This window comes from Rhodovulum strictum, assembly GCF_009649175.1.
In the GTDB taxonomy this organism is placed as follows: domain Bacteria; phylum Pseudomonadota; class Alphaproteobacteria; order Rhodobacterales; family Rhodobacteraceae; genus Rhodovulum; species Rhodovulum strictum.
In genome coordinates this window covers 87,552-104,058 of record NZ_WJPO01000010.1, presented here as the reverse complement: position 1 = coordinate 104,058, position 16,507 = coordinate 87,552, and the positions used below count along the sequence as shown (strand labels likewise).

Below are 16,507 nucleotides of genomic sequence, written 5' to 3'. Positions count from 1 at the left end.
CAGGGTGTCGGCAAGTTCTGCGATGCGTGCTTCCATGTCGGTTTCCTCTGGTTGCTCCGGGGGTGTGTCCTTGGCGTTGGGGGATGGATGCTGTAAGGGAGTGCAGCGCAGCGTGAGTTGACATCTGCGGTTGGATGAGTTGGGGGGAGAAGGTGCCCCGACGCGGCCGTGGTCCAAGTTGGTACTCAGTGCGGCGTCGGGGTGGGGCGGTTACTGGTTCGAGGCTTTCTGGCGGTCTGCGAGGCGGGCCTGCAGGATGGTGAATGCGCGCTCGATGACTGCGTCCTCCTCAGCCGCGATCATGGCATTGACCTTTGCAGTGCGGGTCCATTCGGCAGGACTTCAAGATCGCTTACATGCAGCGCCTTGCCGCCACCGTTGCGGTGGTTTCGTCTGGTCATGGTGGTGTTCCTTTGGAGGTGTCTGGAGGGGTTGGGTTGCGACCCCCGGGGCCCCTGTCAGGGAAGCCGCGAAGGTGGTGCGAGCGGGGTCAGGTTGCTGACTTCACAGACCGCCCCGTCACTGGTGAGGACGTGACTCATCTTGCCACGCCCCCGATGCGTTGCCCCGGAAGGTGCCGCCGTCGGCCGGAAGGAGGTGATCAAGGTCGGCGGCACAAAGCGCGCCATCACCCCAGCGCGTCGTGATCTGCTTCGTGCGGCAGGGCCGATCTGCAGCACGTCGAGTGCCGCGGTCGCGGGCGTTTGGAGATATGGTGCACAACATGTAGTAGCACGGCTGCCGTTGAGTGACAGGTTTTGTGCGACGAGAGTTTGCGATGGAATCTTTGGGCATGAGTGGGGAAAATAACAGGAAGCCCCCTCACAGCCCCCAGCGGGCCAACGCGGCCTCGGCTTCCACCATGTCGCCCTTGATGCGCAGGACTGTCTGCCGGGTTAGCCCCGAAGCCTTGGCAATCTCCGAGGTGCCAGCCGACCCAGACGCCAGCATGTCCCGCACAAGGTTCATCTGTTCCCGGCTGTAGCTGGGTTTCCTGCCCCGGTAGGCTTGGGGCCTCCCCTCACGGGCAGCCTCGATACCAGCCCTCTGGGCCTCCTTCGTGGCCTCTGCCTGTGCCTGTGCGGTGGCCGCCATGAAGGCAATGAGCGCGTCCCTGACGGCCTGCTGGGTCGGGTCTGTGGTTGCCCCGTCGAAGGTCATGCCGTTGATCACGGTCTTGATGGTGCCCCCCTGGTCGGCCACGCCGCTGAGGGTAACGCCCGCCTTCTTGGCTTCGATGACCCCGGCGGCTTTGCCTTCGATGAAGAGCAGGTAATCGCACGCCCCGGCCGGGAGCGAGAACTCCCTGACAGCGACCCCCACCGCCGCATTCCGGTTCACCTGATCGCGGTCCTGAAGGACCCACCCGGCGTCCGAAAGCAGACTGTCGATCTTCGCCCGCGCAATCTGTTCCGGTGCAACCATTCAACGCGCCTGACCTGTGACGCGGTCAGCGTAACAGGACTCGATTTTTTAGCAACGTGCGGACCATCCGGGGCAGAACGACGCAGGTTTCGCTGCAGCCAAATGGCAGGCCGGGGGGGGAGGTGCGCATCCTCAATTGGGCGTGTAGCCTTGGCTGGCACTTGACGCGCCCTCCCGGTCCCCGCTACCTCTCTCCTCGCGGGTCCACAATCGGCCCGCGCAAGGTCCACACCCGGGCAGGCGCTCCGGCATAAGTCGTTGAAAATTTGGAGATTATCTGGGTTAGATTCTCGGAGAGAGCGCATCTCCTGGGCACCACTAACTCCCATCAATAATTGTCTTTCTAACGTAATAACCCACCTGCCGGGGTGCAGGCGCTTTGGTCCGGGGGCGCTGATCGACGCGCCGCAGGATGCGACCTGTCCTGCTTACTCCACGACCCTGAGTGTCAGGTTGATCCGGCCACCCTCTGCGATCAGCGCCGACGAGCCCGCGCGCACCCGGTCAATGCCGTGATGGACCAGCCGCGCCGAGCCCCCCATCACCAGCACGTCGCCCGAGTCAAGCCAAAGGCTTTCTGTATCGCCGCCGCGGGTCAGGTGGCCGATGCGGAACCGCGCCTGATCGCCCAGCGAGATCGACAGGACTGGCCAGCGGAAATCGGCCTCGTCGCGGTCCTGGTGCATGCCCATCCTGGCGCCGTCGCCATAGTAGTTCAGCAGGCAGCAATCGGGGCGCCGGTCCAGCCCGGTCACCGCGTCCCAGACCGCCAGCACCGAGGCCGGGATCGGCGGCCAGGCCACGCCTGAGGGGTGGCAGGGCGCATAGCGATAGCCACGCCGGTCCGACACCCAGCCGAAGCGCCCGGCCGAGGTCATGCGCACGCTCATCCTGCGGCCCCAGCGGGTTTCGGGCTGGAACAGGGGCGCGGCGGCCACCACCTCGCGCAGGTCGGCGAGCATTGCGCGCTGGGCCGAAGCGTCCAGCCAGCCGGGGAAAATCTCGACCCCGCGGACCACCAGGCCGGGGGCGGGACGGTTGCTCATGTCGGGTTCGGACATCGTTCACCACGCTCACATTTCTGTCATAAGCCCCGCTTGCAGGGCCATGGACCCCAACTTATATACGCCCGAGACACGGGTCCGGGGCCGGTTCCGGACCGGGTTCTGGGATCGGAGGGCGGAGGCCGCATCAGGGTCCGTCCCCCATATTATCGCCTAAGAAGAGGTATCAGACATGGCCAAAGTCATCGGGATCGACCTCGGGACGACCAACTCTTGCGTCGCCATCATGGATGGGTCGCAGCCCCGGGTGATCGAGAACGCCGAGGGGGCGCGGACGACCCCCTCGATCGTCGCCTTCACCGACTCCGAACGTCTTGTGGGACAGCCGGCCAAGCGGCAGGCGGTCACCAACCCCGAGAACACGATCTTCGCCGTCAAGCGCCTGATCGGGCGGCGCGCAGACGATGCCGAAGTCGAGAAGGACAAGAAGCACGTTCCCTATTCCATCGTCGATGGCGGCAATGGCGATGCCTGGGTGCAGGTGCGCGGCGAGAAATATTCGCCCAGCCAGATCTCGGCCTTCATCCTTCAGAAGATGAAGGAAACCGCCGAAAGCTATCTGGGCGAGACCGTGACGCAGGCGGTCATCACCGTGCCCGCCTATTTCAACGACGCCCAGCGTCAGGCGACCAAGGACGCCGGCAAGATCGCGGGCCTCGAGGTGTTGCGCATCATCAATGAACCCACCGCGGCTGCGCTGGCCTATGGGCTGGACAAGAAGGACACCAAGACCATCGCGGTCTATGACCTTGGCGGCGGCACCTTCGACATCACCATTCTGGAAATCGACGATGGCCTGTTCGAGGTCAAATCGACCAACGGGGACACCTTCCTCGGCGGCGAGGATTTCGACATGCGGATCGTCGCCTATCTGGCCGACGAGTTCAAAAAGGAACACGGCGTCGACCTGACCAAGGACAAGATGGCGCTGCAACGGCTGAAGGAAGCCGCCGAGAAGGCCAAGATCGAACTGTCCTCGGCCTCGCAGACCGAGATCAACCAGCCCTTCATCTCGATGAACAAGGACAGCGGAACCCCGCTGCACCTGGTGATGAAGCTGACCCGCGCCAAGCTGGAAAGCCTGGTGGCCGACCTGATCAAGAATTCGATCAAGCCCTGCCAGGCGGCGCTGAAGGATGCGGGCCTGTCGACCTCGGATATCGACGAGGTGGTGCTGGTGGGCGGCATGACGCGGATGCCCAAGGTGATCGAGGAAGTCACCAAGTTCTTCGGCAAGGAACCGCACAAGGGCGTCAACCCCGACGAGGTGGTGGCGATGGGTGCCGCGATCCAGGCCGGCGTGCTTCAGGGCGATGTCAAGGACGTGGTGCTGCTGGATGTCACGCCGCTGAGCCTCGGCATCGAGACGCTGGGCGGCGTATTCACCCGGCTGATCGACCGCAACACCACGATCCCGACCAAGAAATCGCAGATCTTCTCGACCGCCGAGGACAACCAGAACGCCGTGACGATCCGGGTGTTCCAGGGCGAGCGCGAGATGGCGGCCGACAACAAGATGCTGGGCCAGTTCAATCTGGAAGACATCCCGCCCGCCCCGCGCGGCATGCCGCAGATCGAGGTCACATTCGACATCGACGCCAACGGCATCGTGTCGGTCAGCGCCAAGGACAAGGGCACCGGCAAGGAGCAGAAGATCACGATCCAGGCTTCGGGCGGGCTGTCCGATGACGAGATCGAGAAGATGGTGCGCGAGGCCGAGGCCAATGCCGAGGAAGACAAGAAGCGGCGCGAACTGGTCGAGACCCGCAACCAGGCGGAAAGCCTGATCCATTCGACCGAGAAGTCGATCGAGGAGCATGGCGACAAGGTCGATCCCTCGACCGTCGAGGCGATCGAACTGGCCGTGGCGGCGCTGCGCGACACGCTGGAAACCGATGATGCCGGTAAGATCCGGGGCGGTATCCAGAACGTGTCCGAGGCGGCGATGCGGCTGGGTGAGGCGATTTACAAGTCCCAGCAGCAAGAGGCCGAGGGCGCGCCCCGCGGGGCCGACGAGGGACCGGGCGGCATGGACGAGGACAGCATCGTCGATGCCGAGTTCGAGGATCTCGACGATCACAGGAAGCGCCCGTAGGAGGCGACCGGAACCAACGTGGCCGGTCCGGGAAACCGGGCCGGCCCCGCGCGTTCCGGGCAGAGGAATAGCTGATGGCAAAGCGCGATTTCTACGAGGTTCTCGGCGTCGCCCGTGGCGCCTCGGCCGACGAGATCAAGAAGGCCTACCGCACCAAGGCCAAGGAACTGCATCCCGACCGCAACGCGGACAACCCCAAGGCCGAGGCCCAGTTCAAGGAAGTCAACGAGGCCTACGAGACGCTCAAGGATCCCGACAAGAAGGCCGCCTATGACCGTTTCGGCCATGCGGCCTTCGAGGGTGGCGGGCCGCGCGGCGGGGCAGGGTTCGCCGGGGGCGATTTCGCCTCGGCCTTCTCGAACGTGTTCGACGACCTCTTTGGCGACTTCATGGGCGGCGGCGGGCGGCAGCGCGCGACGCGCGGCTCGGACTTGCGCTACAACCTGCGGATCACGCTGGAGGATGCCTTTCGCGGGTTGCAGAAGAAGATCACCGTGCCCGGCTCGGTCGCGTGCGATGGCTGCAACGGCACTGGCGCCGCGGGCGGCGCGGAACCCGCGACCTGCCCGACCTGTTCGGGCATGGGCAAGGTGCGGGCGCAGCAGGGGTTCTTTACCGTCGAACGTACCTGTCCGACCTGTGGCGGAATGGGCCAGATCGTCAAGAACCCCTGCAAGTCCTGCGGCGGTGCGGGCCGGGTCGAGCGTGAGCGCGGTCTGTCGGTCAACATTCCCGCGGGGGTCGAGACCGGCACCCGCATCCGGCTGGCCGGCGAGGGCGAGGCCGGGCTGCGCGGCGGGCCGCCGGGGGATCTGTATATTTTCATCGAGGTGGCGGACCACCCGCTGTTCGAGCGAGACGGCATGACGCTGTTCTGCCGCGTGCCGGTTTCGCTGGCGACCGCGGCGCTGGGTGGCGAGATCGAGGTGCCCACGATCGACGGCGGACGCTCGCGCGTGAAGGTGCCCGAGGGCAGCCAGTCGGGCAAGCAGATGCGCCTGCGCGGCAAGGGCATGCCGGCGCTGCGCGGCGGCGGGCAGGGCGATCTGCTGATCGAACTGGCGGTCGAGACGCCGGTGAACCTGACGGCCCGGCAAAAGGAGCTGCTGCGCGAGTTCGAGGAACTGAGCGAGGAAAACAACCCCGAGGGGTCGTCCTTCTTCCGCAAGGTCAAGAGTTTCTGGGACGGGATGAAGGGCTGACGCTGCGGAATCTGCTGCCGCGTTAACCTTTCGTTCAGCAAGATTTCTCTAGTCTCGCTGCATGACTCGCCCGCGTGACACCCAGAGCTTTTCCGAGCCGCCGCTGCCCCTGTTCGCCGAGGCGCGGGGGCTGCCGCTGTCGCGGAGCGCTCCGCAGCCGTCCTATCTGCGCGACCACCGCCAGCGGCTGCGCAGCCGCTTCATGGAAGGTGGCGCAGATGCGATGCCAGACTACGAATTGCTGGAAATGGTGCTGTTCCGCGCCATCCCGCGCCAGGATGTCAAGCCGCTGGCGCGCAGCCTGATGGACCGGTTCGGCGATTTCAACGGTGTGCTGTCGGCCCCCACCGCCCGACTGCGCGAGGTGGTCGGCGTGGGCGAGGCGGTGCTGGTCGAGTTGAAGCTCGTCGAGGCGGCGGCGCATCGGCTTGCGCGGGCCCGGATCATGCACCGGCAGGTGATTTCAAGCTGGGACGCGCTGCTGGATTATTGCCGCACCTCGATGGCGCACCGTCAGACCGAACAGTTCCGCGTGCTGTTCCTCGACCGCAAGAACATCCTGATCGCCGACGAGGAACAGGCGCGCGGCACTGTCGATCATGTGCCGGTCTATCCCCGCGAGGTCGTGAAACGCGCGCTGGAACTGAACGCCTCGGCGCTGATCCTGGTGCATAACCACCCCTCGGGGGATCCCACGCCATCGGATTCGGATATCTCGATGACCGGCCAGATCGCGGCGGGCTGCTCTGCGCTGGGGATCGTGCTGCACGATCACATCATCGTCGGCAAGGCGCGCGAACTCAGCCTGCGCGCCGAAGGCTACCTCGATTCCGCCTGACCGCGCCGCGCCGTGCAGCCACGGTGCGGATCGGCCCGGGCGCAGAGCCCAATCGTCCTGCTGATCGCGGAAAAGGCCACGGAACTGCGTTTCTGTGCCCGAATTCGGCCCATTTTCGGCATTACCCCTGATCCATGGCTGCCCACTAGAAAAGCGGTGGGGTAAATACGAAGGTGGTGCGATGGCGCAAGGACAGAACGCGCCAGTCATCATCAAGCGTAAGAAGGTAGTGGGCGGCGGCGGACATCACGGTGGGGCGTGGAAGGTCGCGTATGCCGATTTCGTTACGGCGATGATGGCCTTCTTCCTGCTGATGTGGCTGCTGAACGCGACGACGGACAAACAACGCAAGGGGCTTGCGGATTATTTCAGCCCCACGGTCCCCGTGAATGCGGTCTCCGGTGGCGGCGATGGCGCCTTCGGCGGCGACAGCATGTTCTCGGAGGACGCCCTCGCCCAGAGCGGCACAGGCGCAGACCGTCAAAAACCGACGTCCGAGCGGCAGGCTCGCGGCTTGGTCGGGGCCGAACAGGTCGCCGAGCAGCAGAACGAGGGCATGTCCGAGGCCGAGGCGCAGATGATGCGCGAGATCGAGGAGATTCTGAGCGGCCGGAGCGGCGAGACCGTGTTCAGCGAGCAATTGCTGCGCCACATCGTTACCCGTCTGACCGACGAGGGGCTGATCGTCGAGATCTTCGACCTCGACGATGCCCCGCTTTTCGTCGCCGATGGCACCGAGGCGATGCCGGTCCTGAACGACCTGATCGAGGTGATCGGCCAGGCCTTCGCGCTGGTCCGCAACGAGGTGGCGATCGCGGGCCATGTCAGTTCCCGGCCCATCGTTCTGGCGGACAACCCGGTCTGGGATCTGTCGACCGCGCGCGCCCATGCTGTACGCCGCCTGCTCGAGGCGACGGGGCTGCGCCAGGACCGGTTCGAGCGGATCGCCGGCTATGCCGACCGCAAGCCCGCCGTGTCGATGCCGATGGCGCCGCGCAACAACCGGCTCGAACTGGTGCTGCTGCGGTCGGACATCGTGAAGTAGACGGGATTTTAGATGTTAGGGCGGCGTTAAACCTCGGGATGTAACGGTGCTCTTGGCTGGGGAGCTAGCTTCAGAAAGGCGCTTACATGACCATTTCCTCTTCGCTCAATGCCGGCGTGTCCGGCCTTGCGGCCAATGCCAACCGGCTTGCGTCGATCGCCGACAACATCGCGAACTCATCGACATATGGCTACAAGCGGGCGCAGACCGAATTTCATTCGATGGTGATCGACAGTAACCGCGGCACCTATTCTGCCGGTGGCGTGCGGGTCACCACGATGCGGATGATCGACCAGCCCGGTGCGCTCGAGACCACGAACAACCCGACCGACCTTGCGGTGCGCGGCCGCGGTTTCCTGCCCGTGATGCAGGAATCCTCGCTGATCTCGGGAACCACCGATTATCAGATGTTTCTGACCACCACCGGCTCGTTCCGGACCGATGCGAACGGCTACCTGCGCACCTCGACGGGGCTGGTGCTGATGGGCTGGCCCGCAAACCCCGACGGCAGTATCCCGCCCTATGCCCGCGATACATCCGATGGCTTGCGGCCGGTCCAGATCCAGACCAACCAGTTTGCGGCCGAACCGACGACCGAGATCACGCTGGGCGTGAACCTGCCCGCGACCGAGACCGAGTTCGACGCCACGGGCGCGCCGCTGACGCTGTCGGTGGAGTATTTCGACAACCTCGGAACCTCTCAGAGCATTGGCGTGACCTATACCCCGACCCGCGCCGCCCTGCCGACTGATCCAGGGACCAACTTCTGGACGATGGAACTGGTCGATTCGGTTACCGGAACGGTGATCGGCGAGTACGAGCTCCAGTTCGATGCGTCGCGCGCGTCGGGCGGTACGCTCCTGTCGGTGAACACCCTGTCCGGCGGGGTCTACGATCCTCTGACCGGCGTCTTGCAGGTCAACGTGGCCGGTGGCCCGATCGACATCACGATCGGTCGGCCCGGCGATGGCAGCGTGATGACCCAGTTGTCGGACAGCTTCGCGCCGACCGCCATCAACAAGAACGGCTTCCCGGTCGGCAACATGACGTCGGTCGAGGTTGATGCGAACGGCTTCGTCAAGGCCAATTTCGATACCGGCATCACGCGCACGCTCTATCAGGTGCCGATCGTCGACGTGCCCAACCCCAACGGTCTGATCGCCCTGGACAACCAGATCTACACGACGTCCCGGACCAGCGGCTCGTTCTTCCTGTGGGATGCCGGCGACGGACCGACCGGTGATGTCGTCGGCTACGCGCTCGAGGGGTCGGCAACCGACGTCGCGGGTGAACTGACCGACCTGATCCAGACCCAGCGCGCCTACTCGTCGAATGCCAAGGTGATCCAGACCGTGGACGAGATGCTGCAGGAGACGACCAACATCAAGCGTTAGGTCGAACAGCTTCGGCCAGTTTGAAAACGAGGTGAGAGATGAGCCTGACCGGAAGCCTTTCCAACGCCCTTTCTGGCCTTAATGCGGCGTCAAGGGGTACTCAGGTCGTGGCGTCGAACATCGCCAACGCCCAGACTGATGGCTACGGCCGCCGCTCGCTGGAAACGTCGGCGCATATTCTGGGGGGTGTGCGTGTAGACGGCGTGCGCCGGGACATCAACCAGGCCCTCATCTCGGACCGCCGGCTTTCCCAGGCCGAGACCGGCGGCGCCGGGATCCGCGCCGATGCGCTGTCGCGCATCGTCGCCGCGCTCGGCACGCCTGACGAGCCCGATTCCATCGCCGCCCGAATCGCGGCGCTGGAATCGGCGCTTGTCTCTGCCGCCAGCCGGCCGGACAGCAACTCTCGGCTGGCTGACGTCCTGTTTGCTGCCCAGGCGGTTGCCGGCACGATCAAGTCGGCCGCCAACGACATCCAGGCAATGCGGATGGACGCCGAGAAAGCGATCGCCACCGACGTGCGTACCCTGAACGACTCGCTGGCTGCGATTGCCGAACTCAATGCCAAGATCAGCAGCAATCATGGCACCAGGGCCGATATCAGCGCGCTTTACGACCAACGACAGGTTCTCGTTGATCGCGTCGCCGAGATCGTGCCGCTGCGCCAAATCCCGCGCGAGCATGGCATGATCGCGCTTTACACTACCACCGGCGCCGCCTTGGTCGACGGTCCGCCGTCGGAATTCGGTTTCGCTCCCGTGGGGATGATTGTCTCAGAGATGACGATCGACAGCGGGGCGCTGTCCGGCCTGACCCTGAACGGCAAGCCGGTTTCTACGACGGGCAGTTATGCGCCCATGGGCGGCGGTCGCTTGGGTGCGCTTTTCGAACAGCGCGACATCATCGCCCCCGATGCCCAGGAGAGCCTGGACGCGCTTGCGCGCGATCTGATCGAAAGATTTCAGGATCCTTCGCTGGACCCCAGCCTCGTCGCAGGTCTCTTCACCGATGGCGCCAACGCTTACGATCCAACGGCGGTTCCGCCGCAGGAACCCGGCCTGTCAGAGCGGATAGCCGTCAACGCCCTGGTCGATCCGGACAAGGGCGGCGCGCTCTGGCGGCTTCGCGACGGGCTGGGCGCCATCGCCCCGGGCGATGTCGGCGATACACGCCTGCTCGACGCCCTTGCCGGTGCCCTGAGCATGGGGCGTCCGGCCTCTTCCGGCCCCTTCGCCGGGCAGGTCTTCTCGGCCGCCACCTTTGCGGCGGAGACCGTGTCCCGCGTCTCGGTCAAGGCCCAGCGCGCAATCGAGAACGAAGGCTTTGCCATGGCGCGGACCAACGCCCTGAAAGAGGCCGAACTGCAAGGCGGCGTGGACACCGATGCCGAGCTTCAGCGCCTGATGCTGTACGAACAAGCCTATGCCGCCAACGCGCGGGTCATTCAGACCGTCGACCAGATGATCCGCCTTCTGATGGAGATTTGAGCCATGTCCTTCATTTCCATCGGCGATCTCTCGCGCGGTTACGCCCTTCGCACTCAGAATGCCGAGATCAAGGCCCGGCTGAGCCGTCTTGGCCAGGAGGTGTCGACCGGCCTGACCGCCGATCCCGCCGCCCGCCTGCGCGGAGATTTCCGCGCGCTTGGTGCGGTCGAGCGCGGACTCAAGGTCATGGATTCCTATGACCTCGCGACCAAGGAAGCCGCATTTGCGACTGAGGCGATGCAGCATGCGCTTGGCCAGATGAATGAGGCGGCGAAGAAGCTGAGCGGCGACCTGATCTCTGCCGGTAACGTCCTCAGCGCGCAGTCCGTCAATCTGATCGGCGCCGAAGCCAAGGGTTGGCTCGACATGTCTGTCGCGGCGCTCAACATCCAGGCCGGTGGTCGGACCCTGTTCGCCGGAGCCGCGACCCATGGCCCGGCGCTTGCTTCTGGCGCGGATATCCTCAACGCAGTGAAAACCGCTGTTGCGGGAATGACGTCTTTCCAGGATGTCCTTGATGAGGTCGATAATTGGTTCGATACGCCGGGCGGAGGGTTCGAAACCTCCGGTTATCTTGGCTCCAGCATACCTGTCGGCCCGGTGCGCCTGAATGATCGCAGCAGCCTGACCCTGGACGTCACTGCGTCCGATCCGAATATTCGCACTGTCCTGAAGGATCTGGTCGCGGGCGCGCTCTTGTCGGACAGTACACTTCTCGGCGGTGACGTGCTGCAACGCAGGGCGCTCGCTTCGGCAGTGGGCGAAAGGCTTCTGACGAATTCCGGAAACCTGATCTCCCTGCAAAGCGAGGTGGGAACCGCTCAGGCGCGCATCGAAACAATCCGCACCGAGAACTCAGCCAGCCGCCAGATGCTGGAATTCGCCCGGCTCGACATGCTTGCGGTCGACCCCTACGAGACCGCGACCGAACTCAAGGCCGCAGAGACGCAGCTCGAGACGATATACGCCATCACCGCGCGCCTGTCGCGCCTCAGCCTGGTGAATTACCTCAGATGATGCGTCGCTCCCTGACACTTCTTCTTGCTCTTTTCCTCGCCTTCCCGGCGTTTGCCTCGCAAATCCGCATCAAGGATCTGGTCGAGTTCGACGGCGTGCGTGGCAACGACCTTGTCGGCTATGGTCTCGTCGTCGGCCTGAACGGCACCGGCGACGGCATCCGCAACGCCCCCTTCACCGAAGAGATCATGTCGAGCATCCTTGAACGGCTCGGCGTTAACGTTACCGGCGAACAATTCCGTCCCAAGAACGTCGCTGCGGTCTTCGTTACCGCCGACCTGCCGCCTTTTGCCCGCGCCGGTTCGCCGATCGACGTGACTGTTTCGGCGATCGGTGATGCCAAGAGCCTGCTGGGCGGGACGCTGGTGATGACCCCGCTCAATGCGGCGGACGGCCAGATCTATGCCGTCGCCCAGGGAACGGTGATCGCCGGCGGTGCCTCGGTCGAGGGTCAGGGTGCCTCGGTGACCCAAGGGGTGCCGACCGCGGGCGTCATCCCCTCCGGCGCCCGGGTCGAGCGCGAGATCGATTTCGACTTCAGCAAGCTGACCTCGCTGAGGCTGGCGTTGCGTACCCCCGATTTCACCACCGCCGGCCGGATCGAGGCGGCGATCAACAACAATTACGGCCGCGGGGTGGCGCGCATGGTCGACGCGGGCACGGTCGTGCTGGACATCCGCGCCACGCAGGCCCCGTCCCCCGCCCATGCGCTGCAACGGATCGAGGGCATCACCGTCGAACCGCAGCGCAGGGCCACGGTCGTCGTCGACCAGAGGTCCGGCACGATCGTGATGGGCGAGGATGTGCGCATCTCACGCGTGGCGGTGTCGCAGGGCAACCTGACGCTGAGGATCGAGGAAGAGCCCATGGTCGTACAGCCCAACCCCTTCGCCCCGGGCGAGACGGTGGTCGTGCCGCGGACCCGGGCCGACATCCGGGAAGAGCCGGGCATCGGACTGGCCGAGGTGCCCGGTGGCGCCTCGCTTTCCGAAGTGGTCGCCGGGCTGAACGCGCTGGGCGTGTCGCCGCGTGACATGATCGACATCCTGAAAAGCATCAAGGCCGCCGGCGCGCTGCATGCGGAATTCCTGGTGCGCTGAACGGCCCTGTCAATCCTCTCTCCGGTTAGGGTCCGGATCCATTGATCGGCTTGAGGCCGCTCTGTGTGCGTGTTTCAAGCTCCCCGACTGACGGGGTGATGATGATTAACCCGTTCTGGCCGACGAACGAGCGGATGGCGCGGCTGAATCCATTCTTCCCTTGAGCCATGCCCGCCTTCGTGTCGATGGCCAGCGTGTCGTTAGAGAGAAATCTTCCTCAATTGCAACGGGTTGTTCTGGTGCTTTGGTGGGGGCTGAGCCCGCCACTGATGGCGTGGATGGCTCCCGCTCCGGCATCGTGATGTGCCACATCTGGTTCTGGTCGTGTCTCGGAAGTGGTGGAAATTTGAAGGCGGCGTAATCTTCGGGTGAACATCCACCCACCCAACCGGAGGCGGCAACCGCCAGGGAGAGTGAGGGCCTGACTGCCGTCGGTCAGAAGGAAGGCCCGAACGCCATGAACCAGATTGCTGACGCTGCGAGCTTTGCGCTACTGGCCGGGGAGGGCATCCCCGGTTCCCTGGTCACGATCTTGTCTTCGTCGCCACGAAACCCGGCAGCAGACCAGCCCGATCAATGCCAAGTCTAACCGGTCGGGAAGTAGCCACGGACCAGTGCCTCGGAGATCAGCGTCCAGCCATCCGCCACGACGAAGAAGGCCAGCTTGAACGGCATCGAGACCATGACTGGGGGCACCATCATCATGCCCATCGACATCAGGATGGCTGCAACGACAAGGTCGATGATCAGGAACGGCAGGAAGATCAGGAAGCCGATCTCGAAGGCCCGGCCGATCTCGCTCAGCATGAACGAGGGCACCAGGACCGACAGCGGCGCTTCGGCCATCGGCACGTCCGGGTCGGTTTGCGGCCGGAGCGCGGCCAGCGTGTCGAAGGTGTCGACCTCGGCGCGGGCGGCCATGAAGGCGCGGAACGGGTCGATGATGCGCGGGATCGCCTGTTCGACCGGCAACGTCTCTTCGATGAGCGGGGTTACGCCCTCCTGCCAGGCCTGGGTGAAGGTCGGCTCCATCACGAAATAGGTCAGAAACAGTGCCAGGCTGACGAGCAGCATGTTGGGCGGCGATTGTTGCAGCCCGATCGCCTGGCGCAGGATTGCCAGCACGGTGACGATGAAGGGAAAGCAGGTCACCATGATGGCGAGGCCGGGCGCCAGGCTCAGCACGGTGATCAGCAGGATCAGCTGCACACCCCGTCCCGCCAGCGAGCCGCCCTCGCTGCCGCCAAGCGAAAGCGAGATCTCCTGTGCGCCCGCCGGCAGGGTGAGCGCGGCAAGCACGATTGCGGCAAGGATCAGGGGTGCGCGCATGATTCAGCCGCCCTTGACGGTGTCGATGACCTCGGTCAGGCGCACCGCGATCTGGCCGGGCTGCGCGCCCTCGACCTCCTGCAATTCGCCGCGCGCGATCAGCCGGTCGCCGATGTAAAGCTCGACCGGATCGTCGATCCGCCGGTCGAGCGGCAAGACGCCGCCGCGTTCGATCCGCAAGAGATCGCGCAAGAGCGGGCGGGCCTTGCCGACAGATACGGTGATCTCGATCGGCACCTGTTCGAGAAGTCGGGCGCCCGGCACGTCGGCCGTATCCTCGGACATGGGGTCAGCCATGGGTTCGGCTCTCCTTTTGGGTGGTCAGGAAATCGTCGAGCGCGGTCCGGATCGCGGACAGCATCCCGTCGATGTCGATTTCGCTTTCGGCGGTTCCGGCTGCGACAAGCGCCTGTCCGGGGCCAAGCGTGGCATCGTCGACGATATCCAGCGGCAGGCCCGGATCGGCGGCGATCACGTCTTCCAGTGCTGGCCGGTTCTCGGGGCAGACCCGGATCCGCACTGGCCGATCAGCCTGGGTCTCGGCGAGTTGCATTGCCGTTTCGACCACGGTCCTGGCGAACCCGGCGGCAGCGATCTGCGGCATCACCCGTTCGACCATCGTCGTCAGCAGCGGCCCCAGCGCCCCCAGCATGTGGGCGCGGGCCTCGTGATAGCTGAACGACATTTCCTGCAAGGTCTTGGCGAAATCCGCCGTGATGCGCGCGCGTGCTGCATCCTCGGCCGCGGCCGCGTCGTCCCATCCGGCCTTGTAGCCCTCCTCGAAGGCTTTGAGGCGCACGTCCTGGGCATCGGGCGGTTCGGGCTGCGCCACCGTCTTGGCGGGACGCGGCGCCGAGAAATCCTCGAGCCTGAACCGGGTCATGACGGGGTCTCCTGGCGTTCTTCCATCCAGCCGCGCAGGATCGCGATCGATTCCTCGCGCCGGTCTTCGATCAGGTCACGCAGCCGGCCCACCGGGTCGGTGGCAGAGCCCCCGAAGCCGCTGTCGGTGAAATCGTTGGGATCGAGCGTGTTCATCGACATCGTGGCCATGGGCAGGCCCGGCGCGAAGCCGTCATCGGGGTCTATCTCGCCGTCGATCCAGGTCTGTCCGTCGCCCGTGCCCGCCCTTTGCGGCGGCGGCAGGCTGGCCATGGCGGTGCCGCCGGAACCGGCCAGGATCGGCCGGACCACGAACAGCCCCAGGATCAGCGCGACCACGGCCAGAACGGCGAGCTGGATCAGCGTCAGCGGATCAAGCGAGAAGTCCCCGAACAGGCTGCTTGCCGGACCCGACCCCAGTGCCTCGACCGGTTCGAACGGCATGGATTTCAGCGTGATGACGTCGCCCCGGCTCTCGTCGAACCCGGCTGCCGAGGCGACCAGTTCGCGCAATGCCTCGACCTCGGTTTCCGCCAGAGGCTCCCAGGTCGGGTTGCCGGCGGCGTCGCGCCCGGCGACCCCGTCGACCAGGACCGCGACGCTGAGCCGCTTGATTGCACCGGGTGCGCGCAGGATCTCGCGCTCGGTCTGCGAGACTTCATAGTTCACGCGCTCCTGCGTCTGGGTTTCCTTGCGCTGCGACTGACGGTCGGACGCACCGGCGCCTTCGGGCAGGTTGCTTGCCACGGTCACCGCGCCGCCGCCCGACTCGCTCGACGTGGTCGAGCGTTCCTCGTTCTCGGCGCTGATCGCGATGCGGCTTTCGGGGTCGATCAGGCGTTCGCGGATAGATTCGCTTTGCGTCTCGGTCTCGATGCTGACCTCGACCACCGCGCGTCCCGGGCCAAGACGGGCGGCCAGAAGCCGCTCAAGCCGGGCCTTCAGCGCCTCGGACCGGTCGTCGGCAGAGCCGCCGAAGCCAACGGTCGCGTCGTCGGCGACCACGGTGCCGGTATTGGCGTCGATCACCGACACGTCCGCGGGCATCAGCCCTGCGACGCTGGATGCAACAAGGTAACGCAGCGCCTTTGCCTGGGCGGGGGCGACCGGACCGCCGGCTGCGCTCACGGTGACCGCGGCGGCGGGCCGGACATTGCGGGCAAAGGGCCGGGCGCTCGGCGTCGCGATATGCACCCGCGCGCTGCGGTATTGCGGATTGGCCAGGATCGTGCGCGCCAGCTCGCCCTCCTTGGCGCGCCAGTAGGCTGCGTCGAACATCTGCGAGGTGGTGCCGAATCCCGAAAGCGCATCGAGCAGTTCGTAGCCAGCCGCACCATTTGCCGGCAGCCCCTCGCTTGCCAGCGTCATGCGCAGCGAGTCGCGTTGGCGGGAATCCACGTAGATCGCCGGGCCACGCACCTCATAGGCGACGCCGGTCTGGTCGAGCGCGCGGATCACCTCGCCCGCGGCGGCGGTATCCAGACCCGAATAAAGCAGCGCCATGCGCGGAGCCGTCGCTACCCGGGACAGGGCAAGCACGGCGGCGAACATCGCCACGGTCGCGAGAACCACGATCACCCTTCGGCGCGGGGTCAGCCCGGTCCATATGGCCATAAGCTGGGACAAGAT

14 protein-coding genes are annotated in these 16,507 nt (G+C 65.3%); 8 read left to right on the top strand and 6 right to left on the bottom strand.

The window, feature by feature from the left end; translation table 11 throughout:
* Positions 1-822: 822 nt before the first annotated feature.
* Both GH815_RS08670 and GH815_RS08665 read right to left on the bottom strand, forming a co-directional pair.
* Positions 823-1,425 (bottom strand): helix-turn-helix domain-containing protein, encoded by a 603-nt coding sequence (locus GH815_RS08670; protein WP_153748360.1) that lies wholly within the window; start codon positions 1,423-1,425, stop codon positions 823-825.
* Positions 1,426-1,853: 428 nt separating this feature from the next.
* A complete protein-coding gene (locus GH815_RS08665; protein WP_153748379.1) occupies positions 1,854-2,471 on the bottom strand; it encodes an alpha-ketoglutarate-dependent dioxygenase AlkB family protein in 618 nt (205 codons plus the stop codon).
* Positions 2,472-2,661: 190 nt separating this feature from the next.
* Between GH815_RS08665 and dnaK the strand changes: the two genes are divergently transcribed.
* The 8 genes from dnaK to GH815_RS08625 all read left to right on the top strand — a co-directional run bounded on the left by dnaK (position 2,662) and on the right by GH815_RS08625 (position 12,667).
* Positions 2,662-4,584 carry a molecular chaperone DnaK gene (dnaK, locus tag GH815_RS08660; protein WP_153748359.1) on the top strand — a complete coding sequence of 641 codons (1,923 nt, stop codon included), beginning with the start codon at positions 2,662-2,664 and terminating at the stop codon, positions 4,582-4,584.
* 74 nt (positions 4,585-4,658) lie between these two features.
* Positions 4,659-5,786, top strand: a complete 1,128-nt coding sequence (gene dnaJ, locus GH815_RS08655; RefSeq protein WP_153748358.1) for a molecular chaperone DnaJ — start codon at positions 4,659-4,661, stop codon at positions 5,784-5,786.
* A 61-nt stretch (positions 5,787-5,847) separates the two neighbouring features.
* Positions 5,848-6,624 (top strand): RadC family protein, encoded by a 777-nt coding sequence (radC, locus tag GH815_RS08650; RefSeq protein ID WP_153748357.1) that lies wholly within the window; start codon positions 5,848-5,850, stop codon positions 6,622-6,624.
* Positions 6,625-6,805: 181 nt separating this feature from the next.
* Complete coding sequence (locus GH815_RS08645) at positions 6,806-7,669, top strand: OmpA/MotB family protein (RefSeq protein ID WP_153748378.1); 864 nt, start codon at positions 6,806-6,808, stop codon at positions 7,667-7,669.
* Positions 7,670-7,755: 86 nt separating this feature from the next.
* Entirely contained in the window at positions 7,756-9,063 is a 1,308-nt protein-coding gene (locus GH815_RS08640) for a flagellar hook protein FlgE (RefSeq protein WP_153748356.1), read from the top strand.
* A 38-nt stretch (positions 9,064-9,101) separates the two neighbouring features.
* Entirely contained in the window at positions 9,102-10,550 is a 1,449-nt protein-coding gene (gene flgK / locus GH815_RS08635; RefSeq protein WP_153748355.1) for a flagellar hook-associated protein FlgK, read from the top strand.
* Between the two features lie 3 nt (positions 10,551-10,553).
* Positions 10,554-11,567: a flagellin gene (locus GH815_RS08630; RefSeq protein WP_153748354.1), complete on the top strand. Its 1,014-nt coding sequence runs from the start codon at positions 10,554-10,556 to the stop codon at positions 11,565-11,567.
* Positions 11,567-12,667, top strand: coding sequence for a flagellar basal body P-ring protein FlgI (locus tag GH815_RS08625; protein WP_153748377.1), 1,101 nt, complete (start codon positions 11,567-11,569; stop codon positions 12,665-12,667). Before GH815_RS08630 ends, GH815_RS08625 begins: the two co-directional genes overlap by 1 nt.
* A gap of 585 nt (positions 12,668-13,252) precedes the next feature.
* Here the strand turns inward: GH815_RS08625 and fliP are convergent.
* Genes fliP through fliF form a run of 4 tightly spaced genes read right to left on the bottom strand, consistent with a single transcriptional unit; the run spans position 13,253 to position 16,492 of the window.
* Positions 13,253-13,996 carry a flagellar type III secretion system pore protein FliP gene (gene fliP / locus GH815_RS08620; RefSeq protein ID WP_153748353.1) on the bottom strand — a complete coding sequence of 248 codons (744 nt, stop codon included), beginning with the start codon at positions 13,994-13,996 and terminating at the stop codon, positions 13,253-13,255.
* A gap of 3 nt (positions 13,997-13,999) precedes the next feature.
* Positions 14,000-14,293: a FliM/FliN family flagellar motor switch protein gene (locus GH815_RS08615; RefSeq protein ID WP_246176367.1), complete on the bottom strand. Its 294-nt coding sequence runs from the start codon at positions 14,291-14,293 to the stop codon at positions 14,000-14,002.
* Positions 14,286-14,879 (bottom strand): FliH/SctL family protein, encoded by a 594-nt coding sequence (locus tag GH815_RS08610; protein ID WP_153748352.1) that lies wholly within the window; start codon positions 14,877-14,879, stop codon positions 14,286-14,288. Before GH815_RS08610 ends, GH815_RS08615 begins: the two co-directional genes overlap by 8 nt.
* Positions 14,876-16,492: a flagellar basal-body MS-ring/collar protein FliF gene (gene fliF / locus GH815_RS08605; RefSeq protein ID WP_343030743.1), complete on the bottom strand. Its 1,617-nt coding sequence runs from the start codon at positions 16,490-16,492 to the stop codon at positions 14,876-14,878. Before fliF ends, GH815_RS08610 begins: the two co-directional genes overlap by 4 nt.
* Positions 16,493-16,507: the final 15 nt, after the last annotated feature.